Source organism: Acidaminobacter hydrogenoformans DSM 2784, from assembly GCF_900103005.1.
Lineage (GTDB): Bacteria > Bacillota > Clostridia > Peptostreptococcales > Acidaminobacteraceae > Acidaminobacter > Acidaminobacter hydrogenoformans.
The window spans coordinates 1-19,700 of sequence record NZ_FMWL01000017.1; the positions used below are offsets into that span (position 1 = coordinate 1).

At 47.2% G+C, this 19,700-nt stretch carries 17 protein-coding genes; 2 read left to right on the top strand and 15 right to left on the bottom strand.

Going from position 1 to position 19,700, the window contains the following annotated elements:
* Positions 1-372 precede the first annotated feature (372 nt).
* The 15 genes from BLP63_RS12950 to BLP63_RS13020 all read right to left on the bottom strand — a co-directional run bounded on the left by BLP63_RS12950 (position 373) and on the right by BLP63_RS13020 (position 17,164).
* Positions 373-1,827, bottom strand: a complete 1,455-nt coding sequence (locus BLP63_RS12950; protein ID WP_092592274.1) for a TrkH family potassium uptake protein — start codon at positions 1,825-1,827, stop codon at positions 373-375.
* On the bottom strand, positions 1,778-3,184 hold the full coding sequence (gene trkA, locus BLP63_RS12955) for a Trk system potassium transporter TrkA (protein ID WP_092592276.1): 1,407 nt from the start codon (positions 3,182-3,184) through the stop codon (positions 1,778-1,780). The genes BLP63_RS12950 and trkA overlap by 50 nt, the downstream gene beginning before the upstream one ends.
* 158 nt (positions 3,185-3,342) lie before the next feature.
* The gene (locus BLP63_RS12960; protein WP_092592278.1) at positions 3,343-4,509 is read right to left on the bottom strand and encodes an iron-containing alcohol dehydrogenase; all 1,167 of its coding nucleotides are present in this window, start codon (positions 4,507-4,509) and stop codon (positions 3,343-3,345) included.
* Positions 4,510-4,622: 113 nt separating this feature from the next.
* Entirely contained in the window at positions 4,623-5,303 is a 681-nt protein-coding gene (locus tag BLP63_RS12965) for a HesA/MoeB/ThiF family protein (RefSeq protein ID WP_092592280.1), read from the bottom strand.
* 45 nt (positions 5,304-5,348) lie between these two features.
* Entirely contained in the window at positions 5,349-5,546 is a 198-nt protein-coding gene (gene thiS / locus BLP63_RS12970) for a sulfur carrier protein ThiS (protein WP_092592282.1), read from the bottom strand.
* 188 nt (positions 5,547-5,734) lie between these two features.
* A complete protein-coding gene (locus BLP63_RS12975; protein WP_207646474.1) occupies positions 5,735-7,894 on the bottom strand; it encodes an aldehyde ferredoxin oxidoreductase family protein in 2,160 nt (719 codons plus the stop codon).
* Between the two features lie 60 nt (positions 7,895-7,954).
* The gene (locus BLP63_RS12980) at positions 7,955-8,377 is read right to left on the bottom strand and encodes a 4Fe-4S binding protein (protein WP_139159834.1); all 423 of its coding nucleotides are present in this window, start codon (positions 8,375-8,377) and stop codon (positions 7,955-7,957) included.
* A gap of 115 nt (positions 8,378-8,492) precedes the next feature.
* The gene (locus tag BLP63_RS12985; RefSeq protein WP_092592284.1) at positions 8,493-9,641 is read right to left on the bottom strand and encodes an NAD(P)/FAD-dependent oxidoreductase; all 1,149 of its coding nucleotides are present in this window, start codon (positions 9,639-9,641) and stop codon (positions 8,493-8,495) included.
* Complete coding sequence (locus tag BLP63_RS17110) at positions 9,638-10,423, bottom strand: (2Fe-2S)-binding protein (protein WP_242870915.1); 786 nt, start codon at positions 10,421-10,423, stop codon at positions 9,638-9,640. Before BLP63_RS17110 ends, BLP63_RS12985 begins: the two co-directional genes overlap by 4 nt.
* A gap of 66 nt (positions 10,424-10,489) precedes the next feature.
* A complete protein-coding gene (locus BLP63_RS12995) occupies positions 10,490-11,596 on the bottom strand; it encodes an NAD(P)/FAD-dependent oxidoreductase (RefSeq protein ID WP_092592286.1) in 1,107 nt (368 codons plus the stop codon).
* On the bottom strand, positions 11,593-11,904 hold the full coding sequence (locus tag BLP63_RS13000) for a (2Fe-2S)-binding protein (protein WP_092592288.1): 312 nt from the start codon (positions 11,902-11,904) through the stop codon (positions 11,593-11,595). Before BLP63_RS13000 ends, BLP63_RS12995 begins: the two co-directional genes overlap by 4 nt.
* Before the next feature lie 306 nt (positions 11,905-12,210).
* Entirely contained in the window at positions 12,211-13,725 is a 1,515-nt protein-coding gene (locus BLP63_RS13005; RefSeq protein WP_092592290.1) for a sodium-dependent transporter, read from the bottom strand.
* A gap of 447 nt (positions 13,726-14,172) precedes the next feature.
* A complete protein-coding gene (locus BLP63_RS13010; protein ID WP_092592292.1) occupies positions 14,173-15,957 on the bottom strand; it encodes a sigma 54-interacting transcriptional regulator in 1,785 nt (594 codons plus the stop codon).
* A gap of 53 nt (positions 15,958-16,010) precedes the next feature.
* Complete coding sequence (gene trhA / locus BLP63_RS13015) at positions 16,011-16,688, bottom strand: PAQR family membrane homeostasis protein TrhA (protein WP_242870913.1); 678 nt, start codon at positions 16,686-16,688, stop codon at positions 16,011-16,013.
* A gap of 134 nt (positions 16,689-16,822) precedes the next feature.
* Entirely contained in the window at positions 16,823-17,164 is a 342-nt protein-coding gene (locus BLP63_RS13020; RefSeq protein ID WP_242870914.1) for a PH domain-containing protein, read from the bottom strand.
* Between the two features lie 443 nt (positions 17,165-17,607).
* Here BLP63_RS13020 and BLP63_RS13025 point away from each other — a divergent pair, with 443 nt between their 5' ends.
* A complete protein-coding gene (locus BLP63_RS13025; RefSeq protein WP_092592296.1) occupies positions 17,608-18,678 on the top strand; it encodes a pyridoxal-phosphate-dependent aminotransferase family protein in 1,071 nt (356 codons plus the stop codon).
* 90 nt (positions 18,679-18,768) lie between these two features.
* Positions 18,769-19,677, top strand: coding sequence for a D-2-hydroxyacid dehydrogenase (locus BLP63_RS13030; RefSeq protein ID WP_092592298.1), 909 nt, complete (start codon positions 18,769-18,771; stop codon positions 19,675-19,677).
* Positions 19,678-19,700: the final 23 nt, after the last annotated feature.

A 19,700-nucleotide genomic window follows, 5' to 3' on the forward strand; every position in this document is an offset into this window, starting at 1 on the left:
TAGGAAGTTGACGAGATCAACGGCTGGCTTTCTGCCTTTTTGAGGCTTGGTGCTTGATATTGTGCTTAAATCCATCCTTTCGATAATTTTGCACGCCAGTCTGACCTTGCTATCTTCTGGTATTAATGTGCCCACACTAAAATTCATAGGCAGTTGCCAAAAGTGGACTTTCGGGGTATTATGATTTAGGGTTATTTGGTTCTGCATAAATCAATTATACCCTATCGGGACTGGCTCTTGGAGCCGGTCCTGATTAATTTTTTTGAACTAAAAAAGACAGATGGTCATCAAAAATTGATTTCCATCTGTCCCTTCTATTGGGGACTATTATGCAACAGCCCCTTCGTTTTTCATTTACTTTTAAATTGCTGTTTACCCTTGAAAGACCCGCTCTCTCAGCTGACCAGGTGCAATCAGCGCAATGACTGTGTAGAGCTCGAGACGACCAATCAGCATTAAGAATGACAGCAACAGTTTTGACGGCACGCTGAAGTTAGCGTAGGTCTGGGTTGGCCCAACGAAGTCAAAGCCAGGGCCTATGTTGCCTATAGTCGCGGCAACCGCACTCGCTGAACTGACCAAACCATTGCCTTCGAGGGAGATCAAAATGGTCCCCATGACAAAGGTCATAACGTAAAGCGCGAAAAAGCTCGCTATACTGACGTTAACATCCCCGGACAAAGCTTTCCCGCCAATCCGAATAGGAATCATAGCTCTCGGATGATAAATCTTGGATATCTCACGCCGGATGAGTTTGAACAAAAAAAGGATCCGGATAATTTTTATACCACCGCCTGTAGAACCTGCGCTTCCTCCCACAAACATCAGCATGAATAAAATGCTCTTGCTGAAATCCGGCCAGATATCAAAATTCGCTGTGGCATATCCCGTTGTCGTGATGATGGCATTGACTTGAAAGAAAGCATCTCTCAGAGCCAGCATTGTATTCTCATATATGCTGAATCTCAGATTCAAAGTGATCGCCACAGTGGCCAGCGCTATAATGGACAAATAAAGTCTCAGCTCTTCATTTTTGAAAATCTCGTGCCATTTGCCCTTGAACCCTTTGTAATAAAGGGAAAAGTTGATGCCGCTGAACATCATGAAAAATGCGATTACCAGATGTATATAGGTGCTGTTGAAAGCCCCTATGCTGGCATTCCTGGTGGAGAAACCGCCTGTACCAACGGTTCCAAAGGTGTGCAGCGCAGCCTCATATAAAGACATGCCACCCACTGTCAGCAGTGCCATTTCAATTAAGGTAATCACAATATAAGTCGTGTAAAGAATAATTGCCGTGTCTTTCATGCGGGGCGCAATTTTGTCTGCCGTTGGTCCAGGCGACTCCGCTTTAAATAAATGGAAAGTCCCGGAGCCCAAAGTAGGCATGAAGGCCACTGTGAAGATCAGTATGCCCATACCGCCAATCCAATGGGTTAATGAGCGCCAGAACAAGAGTCCCTTTGGCAGAATTTCAATATCTGTCACAACCGTTGCGCCAGTAGTGGTAAGACCTGATACCACTTCAAAAAACGCGTCGACAAAGCTCAACGTTCCGGACAAGACAAAGGGAAGTGCACCGAAAATGGAAAAGACAACCCAGCCAAGGGTGACAATGGACAAGCCTTCCCTTACCTTCATCTTTTGTTTTTCTACGGGCAGCCGTCCCATGACAAAGCCCGCTGAAGCTGTGATTGCCACCGTAATGACAAACGCGCGAAGGTCGCGCTCGCCAAGTCCGAGCGCGATCAGCAGCGCCGGCATCATCAGCGCCGACTCAAGAAACAGCAGTTTTCCGAGGACCTTTAGTACGATTCCATAGTTCACGGAGAAGACCTCCATCATTTGGTCGAATGAATTGCTGAAGCGCTTCCACAGACGAGTTCAGGCTGAAAATGACAAGCCGGTCTCCGGCATGGATCACCGTATCCCCATTTGGGATGATCACCTGATGATTGTGGAGAATAGCGCCTATAATGATACCTTTTGGCAGCTTCAAATCTTTGATTTTCTCATTAACACAAGCCAGACTTTCGTTGACAATGACTTCAACGACTTCTGCTTGACGTTCCAAGAGCATGGTGACAGAAACAATCAATCCACCACGGACATACTTTAAAATCTCGCTGACTGTGATGTCAATTGGATTGAGGGAAAAGTCTATGTTCAGTTTGTCGATCAGATTCACATAGCTTGATCGTGAAATTTTAGCGATCGTTTTGTCAACGCCCTCCTGCTTAGCCATAATCGCCATCAGAAGGTTCTGTTCATCAAAGCCCGTCGCGCCCACAAACGCGTCCATTTGCGCCAGAGACTCCTCTTCCAGGAGCTGAAGATCCGTACCGTCACCATGAATCACGACTGCCTCCGGCAGCTTATTACTTAAATAGTAACAGCGATCACGGTTTTGTTCGACAATCACCACATTGACGTTTTGACGGATCAAGTCATTGGCAAGGTAAAATCCAATATTTCCGCCGCCAAAAATCATGATATCCTTAACTGGCCTGACATCCAGACAAAGCTTGAAGCGTTTTACAAACTCGTTTAACCGGTGTGTTTTACCCAAAATATAGAGTAAGTCCTCAGCTTTCAAAACTGTTGAACCGTCCGGTATGAGAATGACACCCTCACGCTTGATCGCAGTGATCAGCAGGCCGTCAAAATTTTCGATATTCATTATTTTTTTCCCAATTAAGTCTGGGATTTGTCCAATCTTGATATCCATCATGGTAACCTTGCCTTTTGCGAAGTCACCTGTATGGAAGTGATAACCCTTCATCAAAAATCGCATGATCTCATGGGCTGTGGCGAGGTCCGGATTCACAATATGATCAATCCCCATGTCCTCTGTGAGATAATCCTTTTGACGAATGTATTCAGGATTCCTGATTCTGGCTATTGTGCGCCTGACACCCAGCTTTTTAGCTATTGAACAGATTATGGTATTCGCTTCATCCACACCCGTTACGGCAATCAGCATGTCATAGGTCTCTATACTCAGCTCTTTGAGCGTTGCCATGTCAAGACCGTTTCCCATAACCGCAAGGACATCCAAATGGTCCTGAACACGTTCAATGGTCTTTTGATTTGTATCGACCAAGGTAATGTCAATCTGTTCATTCATCATGGTTTCAGCAAGCCTGTACCCAAGCTTTCCGGCGCCTATGATCATGATTTTCATGAGTGCCCTCACCTTTCCATTGTATGTTCGAAGGCTGCAGAATATACAATTCTGCAGCCTGATTCATACGCTCGTTTTTCTGCTGTCTTCATAATGCTTTTAGTTCCCTTATTCTAACATAAGGCAGCTGCACATGTCCAATATTATAGGTGACTGATCTATAGGGCGAGCTCATAAATCGCTTTGATGTCTGAAACTTCCAATTTTCTATAACCTCCAAGCGCACCAAAGATTGAAGCCTTTTCTGTCATAAGATCAAGCTGATCAGATGGCAGGCCAGCCTCTTTGAAGGATTTTGGCAGTCCCATTTCAGTCAGGAAGGCCTCAAAACGGCGAATGCCTTCGTTAGCAATTTCTGCAGTGCTTCTAAAATCAGCTTCTGAGACGTCAAAGACGCGCTTGGCGAATTGGACAAATTTTTCTGGCTGTTCCTCAGAAACATATTTCATCCATGCAGGAAATATAACTGCCAAGGTCACGCCATGGGTTGTCCCGTAAAGCGCTGTGATTTCGTGCGCTATTCTATGGCTGGCCCAGTCTTCAAGTCTTCCAACCCCAAGTATGCCATTATGGGCTATGGTCCCCGCCAACATAATTTCAGCCCTCGCGTCATAATCATCCGGATTTTGGCGAAGCTTGTACGCGTTTTCAATAGTAGCCTTCATGACGCCTTCACACATATAGTCCGTCACATCCACATGGCCGGTCGTCGTAAAGTATCGCTCAAAGACATGTGAGAGAATGTCCATAACGCCGGCAAAAGTTTGATGCTCTGGTAGTGTCAAGGTAAGCTCAGGACTTAATATAGCAAATACAGGACGGATCAAGTCGGACTTCATCCCGCGTTTCAGGAGACCCTCCTCGTTGGTGACAACTGTATTGGGACTCGTTTCACTGCCAGTTGCCGGCAGTGTCAGGATAACACCCAACGGTACGCAGCTTTGAGGCTGAGCTTTTCCCATGAAAAAATCCCAAACCTCCCCGTCATATTTCACTCCAACGCTGATAGCTTTAGCGGAGTCAATGACACTGCCGCCACCCACCGCAAGGATCAAGTCCACTTGGTTTTCACGGCAAAGGGTTATCCCTTCCTTGACCAGACTAAGCTTAGGGTTTGGTTCAACGCCTCCAAGCTCAATGACTTTGACGCCCTTCTCCTTCAGAATAGAAAAAACCTGAACATAGAGGCCACTCTGCTTAATGCTTCCGCCCCCATAATGAAACATGACGGTTTTAATTTCCGGCGAGAGCTGTGCCCCCAGTCCCGCCGTGGATTCTTTTCCAAAAATTATTGAAGTCGGACTGTAGTATTTGAAATTCAACATAGCTTAAGTCGCTCCTTTTCTGCAGTCATTTGTTGAAATTTTTAAACGCTTATAGTTTAAGCTATCTTAATTTTACCACGAACTCTTTTTTTAGCAACCAGAGGTAATTATTGCTAAAACTCAAAAATCTGGTACTCATGATCAAGCAAATTTAACGTCAGCAGCTTTCCCTCAAGAGGTTCACCCTTCTTCAGTAAAACCTTCAAGGCTTCACTGACTTGAATTGACGCTACCAGCGCCGGTGTAAAGGATGGATTACCCAATTCAGTCTCAATGCCTTTATCCGCCGTTTCAGGATAAAGCTTTGAAAAAACATGGGTACCTGGCATGATTGTCGTCACTTGGCCATACCATCCTGCTATAGCACCGTGAATCAATGGGATGCCTTCAGCTTCACAAGCCCGTTCCAAAATCCTTCTCGACGAAATGTTGTCGAGGGCATCCAACACTACATCATGCCCAGTGATCAGCGCCAGTGCGTTTTCCTCTTTTAAAAAGACGGACTTTGTATGGACCACAACTTCTGAATTCACTTTCTGAATGCGGGCTTTAGCTGCTTCCGCCTTTGATTTTCCTATGAGCCCTTCTTCAGACAGTAGCTGACGGTTTAAATTTGTCTCATCAAAGACATCTCCATCAATAGCAGTGATAATGCCTATACCAAGACGCGCGAGCATTTCTATAATGTAACCTCCAAGACCTCCGCATCCGACGACACAGACACGCTTTTCTCTGATCGCGTGATTTTCATCTGGGGTTAACAAATTCATGTTTCTCTGATAACGATTCTTCATTAAAAGGTCCCCCTGCAATCGATTTCTTGATCTCAATTGTGAGCGTTACCCGCCCGCCAACATATGAATAGCCTGTACTTCGTCACCATCCTCAATAGCTGAAGTGTCATACAGCTGCGGTGGAACGTAAGTCCCATTGATTTTTACGACAATTTTCGCAAAGACATAATTTTTTTCTTTAAGCATGGACGAAACTGTCATACCTTCTGTCCATGCCATAGGCTTACCATTCACCATAATCATCCTTTATCCACCTCTTTACCCTATAAGTGTATCGATCTTTCCATACACCGTCAATCATTGAACTCGCCAGCGTCCAAACCAGACGCCCGCTTTTCCGTAATATAATGAAAAGGGGTGCTTCAAGCACCCCTTTGGTATTGACATAAACTTCGTTGACTGCTCAGATGTGTCTGCCTGAGACAAGAATGCTATCCCTGTAGAGGCGTCACGACACTGATGACCTCCGGCAGATCCATGCCAATTTCACGCAGATAGTCCACTGTAGGCACACCCTCCGCCGTCCAGCCACGGCGCTTGTACACCGCGTCTGTGAGCTTCTCGTACTGATCCAGTCTGTAGGCTCTCATGAGGGCAATCTTTTCCTCCACGGTTTTCCCTGCCGGATCCACACCCTGCAGCTCCAGCAGCTGCTTGTCATAGCGCTCTTCCCTTGACAGATATTCCTCTTTCGTCACCGGACCCATGGCTCTGTAAGGCATGGCGTCATGGACTCTGAGCCCTTTTCCCATGCGGATGTTGAAAATCCTCTGGAAGTTATAGACCCTTTCCGACTGACGGATCAGCTCATGCTTGTCTATGGACGCCCCCGTCACCCCATTGTAAAGATCCACATAGTTCTGCACGTGCTCCGGAATCTTTGCCGGTTCATCCGTCAGGCCATTGTCCGCAGGCGTCGTGTCGTTCCACGGCAGCTTACAGAGTCCCATCAGGCCAAACCAGGTCCGGAACATTGGGAAGTAGTGCAGCGCCTCCGCCTTGTCCTCAAAGGTTGGAATCTGATTGTTGACCATGTCCATGAAGATCAGCCAGGCTTCGTCGTGCTGAGGCCCCTTGTTGGTCAGACCGTAGCCGCCCTGCTGAGCCAGGGACTCCTTAGGCAGGTACTCCGAAACTTCAAGGCCCTTCTGCTCCATCCCTATATCCTCAAGGAATGCCCGATCCGCGCCAAATGCCTTCTCAAAGTATTCTTTCAGGTGTCTCACCCCAAGGCCTATGTGGTACCCAAAGCCTTCCCCTCTGGACATCTGGTGCAGCAGCTCAAGCTGGGCCATGCCGTTTCCAAAGGTAAGCTCCAGACCCCCGGTGTTCTCCCTGTTGATCAGGCCCCGCTCATAGCACTCCATGGCAAAGGCCGTTATGGTCCCAAAGGAAATGGTGTCCACTCCATAGGTGTCACAGTAGAAGTTGGCCTCCAAAATCAGCTCCGGATCAAAGATCCCGCAATTTGACCCAAGACCCGCCGCATTCTCATACTCCGGACCGTCTATGGTCACTTTGTGGCCCTTGTACGGACCTGTTTTCAGCTCGAAGTGATCCGCTGCCTTGGCGCAGGACAATGAACACCCATACCAGCACCCGTCCGGCATCCCCTGGGTCACATACTTTTCAATAAACACATTGGACGCGATTTTGTGCGTCTCCGGATGGCTTCCATACTGGTAGTTATGGGTTGGAAGCAGGTCATAGGCATCCATGACCTCTATGATGTTGGCCGTCCCAATCTGGTGCATGCGGCACTGGGTGGCGTCCAGGTCGTGGATCTGACGGTGGAGCTTGATCCCCGCCTTGTTGATCCGGCTTTGGTCCACCGGTTTATTCAGATTCCCCTTGGTTCCCCGGTAACGGATCACCACCGCCTTGATCTTCTTGTCCCTGAATACTCGGCCTATGCCGCCGCGACCGGCCTGCTTCAGCCTGGCCACCTGACGGCGCAGGTCGTAGAACGAAAAATTCAAAAGGCCTATGTTCGCGTAATTCGCCGCTGTGCCTGCGCAAATCACTGAAATGTTCTTTTTGTCTTCCTCGTCCTCAGCGTACATCTCCGTCATCTGCTCCGCCAGCACATGACCGTCCACTGCCTCAAGAGGCGCCGTCTCCACAGTGACTTTGCCGCTGTTGCCGTCTATGAAGATGATGACCTCCTGCTCTGACTTCCCGGTGATTTCCATGGCGTCAAAGCCTGAAAACTTCAGATACGGCCCAAAGTACCCCCCCACATTGGAGTCTATGGGCATGTCCGTCATGGGAGAAATCGTACAGACCAGGGATTTGCCCGAGCCCGGGTACTGGGTGATCCCGCAGATTGGCCCGCCGGCCACCACTATGGCATTTTCCGGATCGTTCCACCGGGTGGAGGGCTTGACGGCGTCCCACAGCATCCGCAGACCGTACCCCTTTCCGCCAATAAACTTTTCCCTGACCTGGGCCGGGATGTCACGCTGCTCTACCGAAGTTTTGCCCAGATTGATATGTAACGCCCTGTCTGTATAGCCCCGCTCTACCGGTGCCGGTTCATAATCGAACGCCGTGAGCAGCGTCCGCGCTTCCTTCATTGCTTTGATCTCCACTGGCTGACCTCCTGTCCTCTTTATGCAGATGATAATCCTCTGTTGCGCCGCCCACCTGACCTACTTGAAAAACGTCACCCTTTCAAGGGGCTCGACTTGAGCTTCCTTGTCAATATAGAGGGCCTCAGCCGGGCAAACGCCGGCGCAGATGCCGCAGGCCACACATTTATAAGGTTCGTGGAAGTCGTCATGCTGCATCATCACAGCTGCGTCGCAAAAGCCCACGCACATCAAACAACCTACACATTTTTTCTTGTCAATGCGGACCACGCCCTGCGCATCCCTGCGGATCGCCATGACCGGACACACATCAATGCAATCACCACACTGGTTGCACACGTGGATCTTTTTATCCTGGCCCTTTTCTGTGATCCGAATCGCGGACTTCTCACGGTCCCTGACCTTGAAATAGGCGTTTGAACACGCCATTTCACAGGCGCTGCACGCTATGCAGCGGTCTTCAATCTTTTGCAGGATTTTCAAATCCTTCACCTCCGAAAAATATAACGTGATGGGGCATAAGCAGAGTAGTAATTCTGCCTTGCCCCCTCAACATGAACTTTAATGTCCTAAAATAGTCTGAGCTCCGAGTTTTTGACTATACTACGGAAGGCTCAAAGACCAGTTTGTTATCCTTAATCCTGCTGAGCGTTAAAGTTTCAACAGGCAATGTCAGCTTTTCGCCCAATATATATTCCGACATGATGAGTCCTGTCGACGGTCCAAACATAAAACCATGTCCACTGAATCCAGCCGCCAAATAAAAGCCTTCCAAGCCATCAACCGGACCATAAATAGGTTGACGGTCCGGCGACATATTATAAAGTCCGGCCCATTGTCTCAGAACCCTTGCTTCTCTGAGAGGCGGCAAAAGCTTTGTCGCGCAAAGCGCCATTTCCTCCAGGAACTGCCAGCTGGCAGTGGTCCTTAGGTCCCTTGGCTCGTTTTCATCACCACGTCCCATAATAATGCCGCCATGGGGCACCTGCTGACAATAAATATTTAAGGAAAATGACATGACCATAGGCCCTAAAATTTCTTCAATAGGCTCTGTTACCAGAATCTGATGACGTTCAGAATAAACGGGGAGATCTATGCCCGCCATTTGGGCAATGATTTGGGAATAGCCTCCTGCTGCGTTGAGAACAACAGGTGTTGCCACATTCCCTTTATTGGTTTTAACACCTTTGATTTTCCCGTTTTCAACCTCAATTCCGGTCACCTCGGTATGCGTCATGATGGTGGCCCCAAGGCGTTTTGCAGCGTCCGCGAAAGCTTGCGTAGTATGAAAAGGATTCAAGTGACCATCTTTCTCATGAAAGGCTGCAGAAATTAAGCCCTCCGTATTGAGGTACGGCACAATTTCCTTCGCTTCTTCCAAAGTCAAGAGCTTCGAGTTAATCCCCATTCGGTTCTGCACTTCAATATTCTTGATAAACTGCTCATGCTCCCGTTCAGTGCTGGAGACCAACAAATAGCCGCCTTGTTTAAACTCAATATCGCCATCATATTTCAGTTCTTCATTTGCATTTTCGAAGAAATCACACGAGTGCTTCGAAATCATGCAGTTCAGCTCAGTCCCCCACTGCTGACGAATTCCTGCGCCACAGCGGCCAGTGGATCCACTCGCGAGATAACCTTTTTCAATGAGAAGGACATTTTTAACACCCTTTTTCGCTAGAAAATACGCAGTCGCGCAGCCTGAAATACCGCCGCCTATGATGACGACATCTGCCGTCTTCATCATTTGAGGTGCCCCCTTTCCGCTTCATCCGCAATTTCACCAAGCTTGAGGGACTTGACAGGCTGCCTGTACGTTCCCAGTGCAAGGGCATCCAGAGATTTTCCCGTCATGACTGCAATTTCCTTTAGGACTATTGGACCACAGTTTTTTGACTGACAAGGGCCCATCCCTACACGGCTGATCCGTTTGATTTCATCAAAAGTCGTGTAGCCTTTGCGGATCAATCCTCTGATTTCACCTAAGCTGACATCCGAGCATCTGCAGACTATGACGTCGTCATCTGCTTGGTTGACCTCCACGGGTTCCACTTTAATATTTCTGATTTGACGGATAAAAGGCTTTCCTACGGCGACTGAAACTACCGCCGTCCTGTCTGTTGCTTTTGTGTTGAAGACTTTGACCACTTTCACAGGTGTAATAAAATTACCTTCTCGGTCCAGACCCTTGATGACCATGCCCGGTTCAGGCATTGGGAAAAATTCATAAGGCAGTTTTACTAATGCCTCAGTTTCTGAATAAGTCATATCCACGGCCATGATCGCAAGGCCAGGACATTTGCTGATGCAAAGGCCACAGCCGTTGCAATTCTCTTCGACAACAATTGGCCTGTCATTGATATCCTCGAAAGGCTTGATACCGCCGCGATGACAAACGGTATAACATGGATTGCATGGTATTTTTTTGTAACATTCAATCACAATAATTGGCCCCTGATTCAGACGTTCTTCAGACGGAAAGACGCTGTCGATGTCCTCAGGCGTTGGTATTCCTGTATTTTCGAGCATTGCACTCAACACCTCCACTCCATTTTACAAGCAGGCTATTCAAAATCGTGAAACTGATGAAAGAGACTAAGCGGTAGTGGCTGCAGTGGCTGTTGTGGCTACAGTGGCTTCGGAGATTCCTTGTCTGATCCTTGTGCCTTCAGGACCAGCGCGAAGGGCCTCAAGCTGACTCATATAATCCTTTTTCAATGCCATAAGGCGTTCTGAATGCTTACCTGTATACTCTGCAGCAGAAAGACCTGCCAAATAACCTTCCACCATGGCACTGCTGGCCTCCTCGATGCCAGCGACGTCCCCGGCAATGAACAGTCCTTGCACAGAGGTCATCATTTCCGAATTTCGTACCGGTACATAACCGCCTAAAGCGGCAAGATATTTCATTTCACAGCCGGCTTGCCAGAGGAGTTCAGAGAGCGGTGACAGACCTACAGCAATGCACATGACATCCACGTCAAGGTCGATCTCTGTTCCCGGGATAGGCCTCCAGTGATCATCCAACTGCCAGATGGTTGCGCTTTCCAGAGAATCTTTCCCTCGCGCTTCTTTGACAGTGTACTTCGTGTAAATTGGAATGCCCAACCGTCTAATTTTTGAAGCATGAACCAGATAGCCGCCAATTTTCGGACTGCCTTCCACAATTGCCTTAACATTAATGCCTGACTGCATGAGCTGATAGCTCACAATTAAACCTATATTTCCGGCGCCCACCATGAGTACATTATCACCCGGTTTGACCCCATAGACATTCATCAGCGTCTGAACCGCACCCGCGCCATAGATGCCAGGCAAATCATTATTCGGGAACGGAATGCTCTTTTCGCTGGCGCCCGTCGCCACAACTATGGACTGCGGCGCGACTTTCAAATATGTACCTTCTTTTTCAAGTGTGACAATGCGGTCTTCATACATACCTACTACGGTTGTATTTTTCCAGACCTCTATGTTGGGGGCCTGATCTATTTTTTCAAGCAAAAGCTTGCCAATGTCTATGCCTCTTGTTGATGCGTACTGTTTTTCCGAACCAAAGAACATATGTGTCTGTTTGACAAGCTGTCCCCCAAGGGCGCCGTCTCTTTCAACCACTAAAACCTGACAACCCATTTCCGCTGCGCTGAGTGCCGCGCATAATCCGGCCGGTCCTCCACCTATGATCAGTGTTTCCACATTCTTCACAGAAGCTCACCCTTTCCTTCCTGCGTCCTGACCGTCATTCCCTCCTTGAGCATAGTCACACAAACCTTGACATTTGCTTCACCATTGACCTCCATCATGCAGGATGAGCAGTTGCCTATCGCGCAATAGAAACCTCTTGGCCGCCCGCGCTCAATACTATGACTTAACACTTTGACACCAGCGGCGTGCAGTGCCGCTGCGATCGTTTCACCCTCGAAACCTGAAACCTCTTTGCCATCAAAATTGAAATTTATTTTTTTCCCTCGATTAAAAGTTAATATTGGATGTGATTCGAGTCTGGATGACATGATGACATACCCCCTTTGGTCGAAGCCCTCATTAAAATTCAAAGCAGAAGGCATTTGTTCAAATTAATCAGCACCACACAGTTTTTCACGCCTAAAGCCAGTAGATTCTATCAGTCAGAATGACACAAGCAGGCAAAATGCCCATAATGAGCGGGTGAAGCATTATGGGCATTGCCGGCTTGAAAAAGGCTGTGCTTCAAATCTTACTCAGGCTTTGGCTTGCTTGCTTTGTAAAGCAATAATCCAAATCCCACAAAATATGACCCTGCGACGACTATCATCATAATTATGGACGTCGTTGACATATTACGCACGCTCCTCTGCAATGAACTGGACGTCTTCCTCAGCTGTGATGTCCCGGCCCGGTCCGACCTTGTCTGCCAGCCAGTTGTTGGCGAGAATAGAGCCAATAATGACAATTGCACACTGGAATATGATCGTTCCAGGTGTGAATACTTCAAACGGCGCCCACCAGTTGTCCGGATACCAGCCAATTGCCTGCCAGAACCACCAGCCTGTAATCATAACGAAGAAAACTGGGAATAGTCTGATGCAAGTCGACCACCATTTTCCAATCTGGTAATCCGACCAAGGCATATTGATGAGTTCTGTACGCGCCTTCTCTACGCCATACTTGACCATAGCGAACGCGACGAAAAGTCCGCTGACGAGGAGACCAATCCCCCAAACCCAGTCCTGGTTGTCCAGGAAGTTAAGGCTGTAGGCCGATGGTATCCCGAGAAGGAAACTCCCTACAACCACAATAAGCGTGGCTTTCTTTCTGTCGTGGCCCATATCCATAAGATTTCGAACGCCAACCTCAACCATTGGAAGAAGTGAGGACAGGGCTGCGATTGCCATTGCAAGGAAGAATATAGCTGCCGCAAAATTGCCTAATGGCATCCTCGTAAAGAGCTGAGCCAAATAAATGAAGGTGATCCCCGTGTTGCCCTGAGCGAGCGCTTCGTTAGCGAACTCGACCGTAGGCGACAGCGCGAAGATCGCAGGAAGGACTGTCATGCCCGCGATGAGTGCACCAACGTTATCTCCTACACCCATGATAAGGCAGTTGCCGGCGACATCTTCTTTTCGTTTCGTGTAAACTGCATATGTAATAATGAAACCCCAGCCTGCGCCAGTCGACCAAGCTGCCTGCGTGAAAGCTGCCAGCCAAATCTGAGGCTCAGCCAACATGTGAAGCTTAGGGCTGAACAGATATTCCAATCCTTGAGCTGCCCCAGGAAGGGTGATCGCCCTGATCATAGCCGTGATGAGCAGGAAAAACAGAGTAGGGATCATGATTTTCGAAGCTTTTTCTATACCTTTGGTGACACCTTGATAAATAATGAAGCCTGCAATGCCCATTGAAATAAAGTGGAACAAGATGGTTTGCGATGGTGTCGTCGTGAATACATTCCAGATTTCAGCAGTCTGCTCTGTTCCCATGCCTGGCTTAAAGGTGCCGGAAACCGCCAAAGTAAAGTATTTGACGCACCAGCCCATGACAACGGAGTAGTAAAATGCAATGGCCAGACAAACGACCATGATCCAGGTACCCATCCATGTATATTTCTTACCTATGAAATCTCTGAAGGCACCTACTGTGCCAAGGCCTGTCTTTCTGCCCATGACCATTTCGCCCATCAGCAGAGGAATTGCCCATACAAACAGCGCGATCGTCCATGCGATAATGAATGGTCCACCGCCGTTCGCAGCAGCGACTCGCGGAAATCTCCAGATATTACCTGTTCCGATGGCCATGCCTATCGAAGCAAGAATAAATCCCCAACGACTTCCCCATTGTTCGGTGTTTTTGCTCATTCACATTGTCCCCCTTAGATTTTTTAGTACGAAACGTCGGTCCTCCTTCCTGGCCAGATCATTTAATCTCAACGTCGCGCCGAGCAAGCGCGGCGGGCCAACCCTCAGTACTGTTATAACCGGTTTAGGTACACTTGTGACAGCAGCGTAATAACTTACAGGTCGCTTTGCTTTAATACACTGCAAGCCCTATGCCACATTTTACGTATTCACAAAAAACAATAAAAAAAAATAAAGCTCAGCATTTGGAATGCTTTTAGCTTATTTTTATAAAGAAAAACTAAATCACGCGCGACACCTTGCTGTCAGTTTTTCGACACTTTTCAAACCACTTAATCGTCAATTTCTCGTAAATTCGCTATCCTATGAGTACTTTTTTTATATTTAAGAAAAAAGCCGACACTGTCAATTTGTTGACACGTGTCGGCTTTTCGACACCCTTAGTACTTAAATCCCATACTGACTGATTTTGTAATAGAGTGTACTTCTCGGTATGTTTAAAGCTTCTGCTGCTTTCTTTTTGTTCCCGTTATGCGCTTCAAGCGCTTTTGAAATCATCTCAATCTCTTTTTGCCGAACCTTACTCTCAACTTCAGACAACGTCTCTGACGCCGTCAACACTTCCCCTGCCCTGTCTTCACAAGGCGATATCATACCCGCTTGCGTCAGAATGGACGGCAGCGACTCGGACGTCAATTGATTCGAGCGGCCCACGACCAGCATATATTCGACCACATTTCTCAGCTCGCGGATATTGCCGGGCCAGTTGTAGTTAAGAAGTGCATTGAAAACCGAATTGTCAACATGGGGCATTTTGCGGTGATTTTTTTTGCAGCCTTCTTCCAGAAAGCGGTTAAAAAGTAGTACAAGATCCTCGCGTCTCTCCCTCAGTGGTGGCAAATGGATCTCGACGACATTCAAGCGGTAAAAGAGATCCTCTCGAAAATTCCCCGCTTTGACCATTTCAGCGAGGTTCCTGTTGGTCGCACAAATGACTCTGACGTCGACGGGCGTACGGCGTTCAGCGCCAACTTTGGAGATCATGCCATCCTGAAGCACTCTGAGCAGCTTGGCTTGATGCTCCAGAGGAAGATCGCCAATTTCATCCAAAAATAGGGTGCCTTCGTTCGCAAGCTCAAAGAATCCAATCTTTCCAGTTCTCAGTGCCCCGGTAAACGCCCCGCCCACATAGCCAAAAAACTCGCTTTCAAAGAGCGCAGAAGGAATTGCACTGCAATTGACGGGGACAAACAAACCGGGTCTGCGGCTGCCCTCGTGAATAGCACGGGCAAACACCTCTTTTCCCGTACCACTTTCCCCTGTCAGCATAACGTTGGTATCTGTCGCCGCCACATGCTTAGCCAGCTCAATGCGATCCTGAACCACCGCGTTGTTCCCAAGAATACCGCCAAAAGAAAAGCTGCCCTTAGTCATTTTTTCCACTTCTTTTTTCAATAGGTCAATTTCAACATTTGCATTGACGAGTTCATTCGTCAGCTGATTGTACTCCGTTACGTCCCTCTCTGTAGCGACAACGCCAAGGTATTCCCCGTCCACGATAATGGGCAAAGCGCTGATGATGACATAATAATTTGGCTTTGGCGAGTGATACACGTTTTCTATGGGAATACCCGTCTTCATCACTGATAGGCTGAGCGCATTCGGGAAAAAATCTTCCAGCTTTTTGTAAAGTATTTCTGAGGCTTTCATATTGTAAATGCGTTCTGCGTTCTTGTTCCAGAGCAAGACGTTGCCATCCCTGTCCGTCACAGTGACTGCTTCGTGCATTTGGTGGATAACGGCCATATATTGTTTGTTGACGATTTCCAAAAAACGATAATAGCTGTCCCGCAGGTTTGCGATTCGAATAATTCCAGTGATCCTGCTGCCGTTGAGAATGGGAAGGCATCCAATATTTTGGTCTATAATCGTCTGTCTTGCATCTGTGAGCAGCATTTCCTCTGTACCGGTGACAACATTTTTCAGAGCCACGCTGGAAAGCGGCTTATCAAAGCTCACACCTTGCTGCATCAGCGCTGAAACATCCGTATACGTCAGGATGCCAAGCAGCTGCTCCCCCTCTTTAAGTGTCCGGATGACCAGGACTTCCGGAATGTCGTTCTTCAGCATCTCTTCAACAGCATAAGACAGCTTTTCACTTGGCTCCAGCTTCAACAAGTTTTCAGACATGACCCCATTGACTGTATACTTGGAAAATTGGACTTCTAGCATATCCTACTTCCTTTCGCACGATCTTGTCTGAGCCGTGACGCTTCCTTACCGTTTTATAATTTGGCCAAATACCTGAAAATACCTAAAAAATGAAACACACTGCCCGCCAACACAAAAAGATGCCAAATAGCATGGTGATACGGAATCTTTCGAACCGCGTAGAAGATTGTGCCAATGGTATAGGCGGCACCACCCGCTAAAAGCCACACCAGAAACCCTACTGGAACTGTCTGTGTCATTGGTTTGATGGCAATTACTGCGATCCACCCCATCAAAATATAAAGGGCGAGGGATATCCCTTTATATTTGTCCATCTTTTTGTAAGTCAGCGCCTTAAAGACAATGCCAGAGATTGCGATCACCCAGATGGCACTCAGGATTCCTATGCGCCAATAACCCCTCATTGCGATCAGTGTTACAGGTGTATAGGTGCCTGCTATCAATAAAAAAATAGCAGAGTGATCCAGCATTCTCATAATCTGTTTAACCTTTACTTTCCTAAAGCTGTGGTAAAGTGTTGACGCGGTATAAAGCAGAATTGAGCTTACGCCGTAGATCGCGAAACCCGTAATCGCTGCAGGACTTCTCATCCATATGCCGTAAACCAGCAAAATTGTCATGGCGACTATGCTGAATACGATCCCTATGCCATGAGAGATGCTGTTTGCGATTTCCTCTCTCAAATCATAATTTTTTTTCCTGTCTGAGGAAATCATTTTTTGTTTTTCCATTTTTACGCATCTCCTAAAACTATTAGCACATTCCGGAAATAACTGTGCAATAAAAAAAGAATTATTAACCTGAATTTTGCCAGCAGGTTTTACGTTCTTTTGCATAGATATTTCAAGAACGTTGTACTTGTCCATTACAAAATGTATTCACCAATCATTTTATTGAATCCGAGAATGTCAAAGTTGCCCTTAAATTCAAATCTTATTTTCCCAAGTCCGGAAAACCATAAGTCGAGTTCACAATCTTCACCAGGCTCACCGGCAGTTTCAACCGAAAATGCCTTAACTTTATTGTAGGGTAAGGATGTATAATCCTTCTTTTGTCCTGTGGTGCCTCGTTCCTTGATGACAATGACACGCTTCGTCGTAAAGATGACATAATCCCTGGAGAAACTAAAGGTCGCGAAGACCTCTTCGCCCTCAATCAGCATTGGAGTGACACGTTTCAACGCTGTTTTGAAATCGAATGATTCCAAAATAAATAGAACATCCCTTGAAAAGTCGATCATCCTGTCAGGCAGGCCTTTAACACTGCGCAGAATAGCGCAGACCGCGTTTGTAATCCTGCCCTTCCCTCCTCCATGACTGAATTTTGTGTTATTTTACCGAATAAATTATCCTCCAAATCGTTACAATAGTAATAATAGTCGAAGCCGCTGCAGCTTCTGACTTAAAATTATAAAGCGACCTGTTTTCATTATACTGGATTTTCAGGTGATTGACCAGTAAAGGTCAGGTCTCAAAATTATATCACTTCTTTAGGGGGGATGGGTCAAACTCAGCATCAGATTTCCAGCTATGTGACATAATCTTTATTGTTAAAAAATTAATTTATTTGTTTTTGACGAAAACAGGGTAGAATAGTAGTGTTAGGCGTTAGATACAAAAATTAAAGACAAAAATGTCAAGGAGGGTCACTATGCATAAAAAGCTCTTTATCCCTGGACCAGTGGATGTCAGGGAAGATGTTCTTCAAAAAATGGCAACCCCAATGATTGGCCACCGGTCAAAAGCAGCTTCTGCGCTTCAAAAAAGCATTTCTGAGAAGCTCCAGAAGTTGATGTACACTGAAAACACTATCCTTCTTTCCACTTCTTCCGGCAGTGGTTTGATGGAAGGCGCAGTACGTTCTTGCACCAACAAGAAGGCTGCTGTTTTCTCTGTCGGTGCTTTTGGTGACAGATGGTACGCTATGGCAGTTGCAAACGGCGTCCCCGCTGACCACTTCAAGTCTGAGCCTGGCAAACATACCTCAGCAGAAATGGTCGAAAAGGCCCTCGCGACTGGCGAATACGATCTCGTGACCGTGACTCACAATGAAACTTCTTCTGGTATTCAAAACCCTGTTGAAGAGATTGCTGAAGTCATGAAAAAGTATCCTGATGTCATCTTCTGCGTTGATGCTGTAAGCTCACTGGGTGGCGCCAAAATTGAAGTCGACAAGCTCGGCATTGATATTTGCATCACTTCCAGCCAGAAGTGCCTTGGTCTCCCTCCAGGAATCGCGCTCTGCAGCATTTCCGAAAAAGCTGTGGAGGCTGCGAAAAAGGTTGAATTCAGAGGCCTCTACCTGGATCTTCTCGCACTCTATGAGTACGTGAAAAAAAGCGACCAGTACCCTTCAACACCAACACTTTCTCACATGTACGCACTTGATTATCAGCTCGACCGCATCATGGAGGAAGGCTTCGAAAACAGATTTGCCCGTCACACAGAGATGGCAAAAGTTGTCCGCGAGTGGGCCAAGAAGCACTTTGCGCTTTATCCTGAAGAACAATATGCTTCCAACACACTTACAACAATCATCAACAATAAGGGCATCAGCGTCGCTGACCTCAACAAAAAACTCGGCGAGCGCGGCTTCGAAATTTCAAACGGCTATGGCGACCTTAAGGAAAAGACCTTCAGAATCGCACACATGGCTGACATGACTATGGATGAAGTCAAAGAGGTCCTCAAAAACATCGACGAGATCCTCGGTCTCGAATAAGCGTCAATAAGACGCTTGGATCTTGTAAAATTTCCCGAGCCATTAATTAAGATTTTGAAAAAAGAAAAACAATTAGAAAAGGAGTTTTATATGCTTAAAATTCTCGCGAATGACGGTATGGAACAATCCGCGGTTCAACATTTGACGAACCTTGGCCACGAAGTAGACACAAACAACTATGACCAGGAAACGTTAAAAACCAAACTGCGGGACTATGATGTCATAGTCATCCGTTCCGCCACAAAGCTACGCAAAGATATTATTGACGCCGTAGAAGGCTCAAAACTTAAGCTGATGATCCGCGCCGGCGTTGGCATTGACAACATTGATGTCGCCTATGCGGAGTCCAAAGGCATTGCTGTAAGAAATACGCCTAACTCGAGCAGTGCTTCCGTCGCAGAGCTTGTTATTGGCCACATGTTCAGCCTCGCACGCTTCCTCCATATCTCCAACTACACCATGAGACAAGGTGAGTGGAATAAGAAGCACTATGTCGGTACTGAAATTTGTGGTAAAACACTTGGCGTCATAGGTTTTGGAAGAATTGGACAAGAAGCAGCGAAGCGTGCTCTGGCCCTCGGCATGAAGGTGCTCTACCAGGATCTGCTTGGACCAAGACCAGGTCTTGATGAGTATCACTACGCTGACTTTGAAACCATTCTTGAACATGCCGACTACATTACGCTCCACATTCCAGCGACCGCGGACAATAAGCCGCTTCTGGACGCAGCAGCCTTTGCGAAAATGAGAGATGGCGTCTATGTCATCAACACCTCCCGCGGCGGCCTGATTGATCCAGACGCGCTTTTGGAAGCCCTGGATTCTGGTAAAGTCGCAGGCGCGGGTCTGGATGTCTTCATAGAAGAGCCGCTTAAAGACGAGCGCCTTATGAAGCATCCTAAAATTTCCATGACGCCGCACGTGGGCGCCTCTACTGAAGAAGCTCAGCTTCGAATTGGCGCTGAAGTCTGCGACGTTATTGAAAAATTCTTTGCGTAAGAACGGGACGATATCCAAAATTA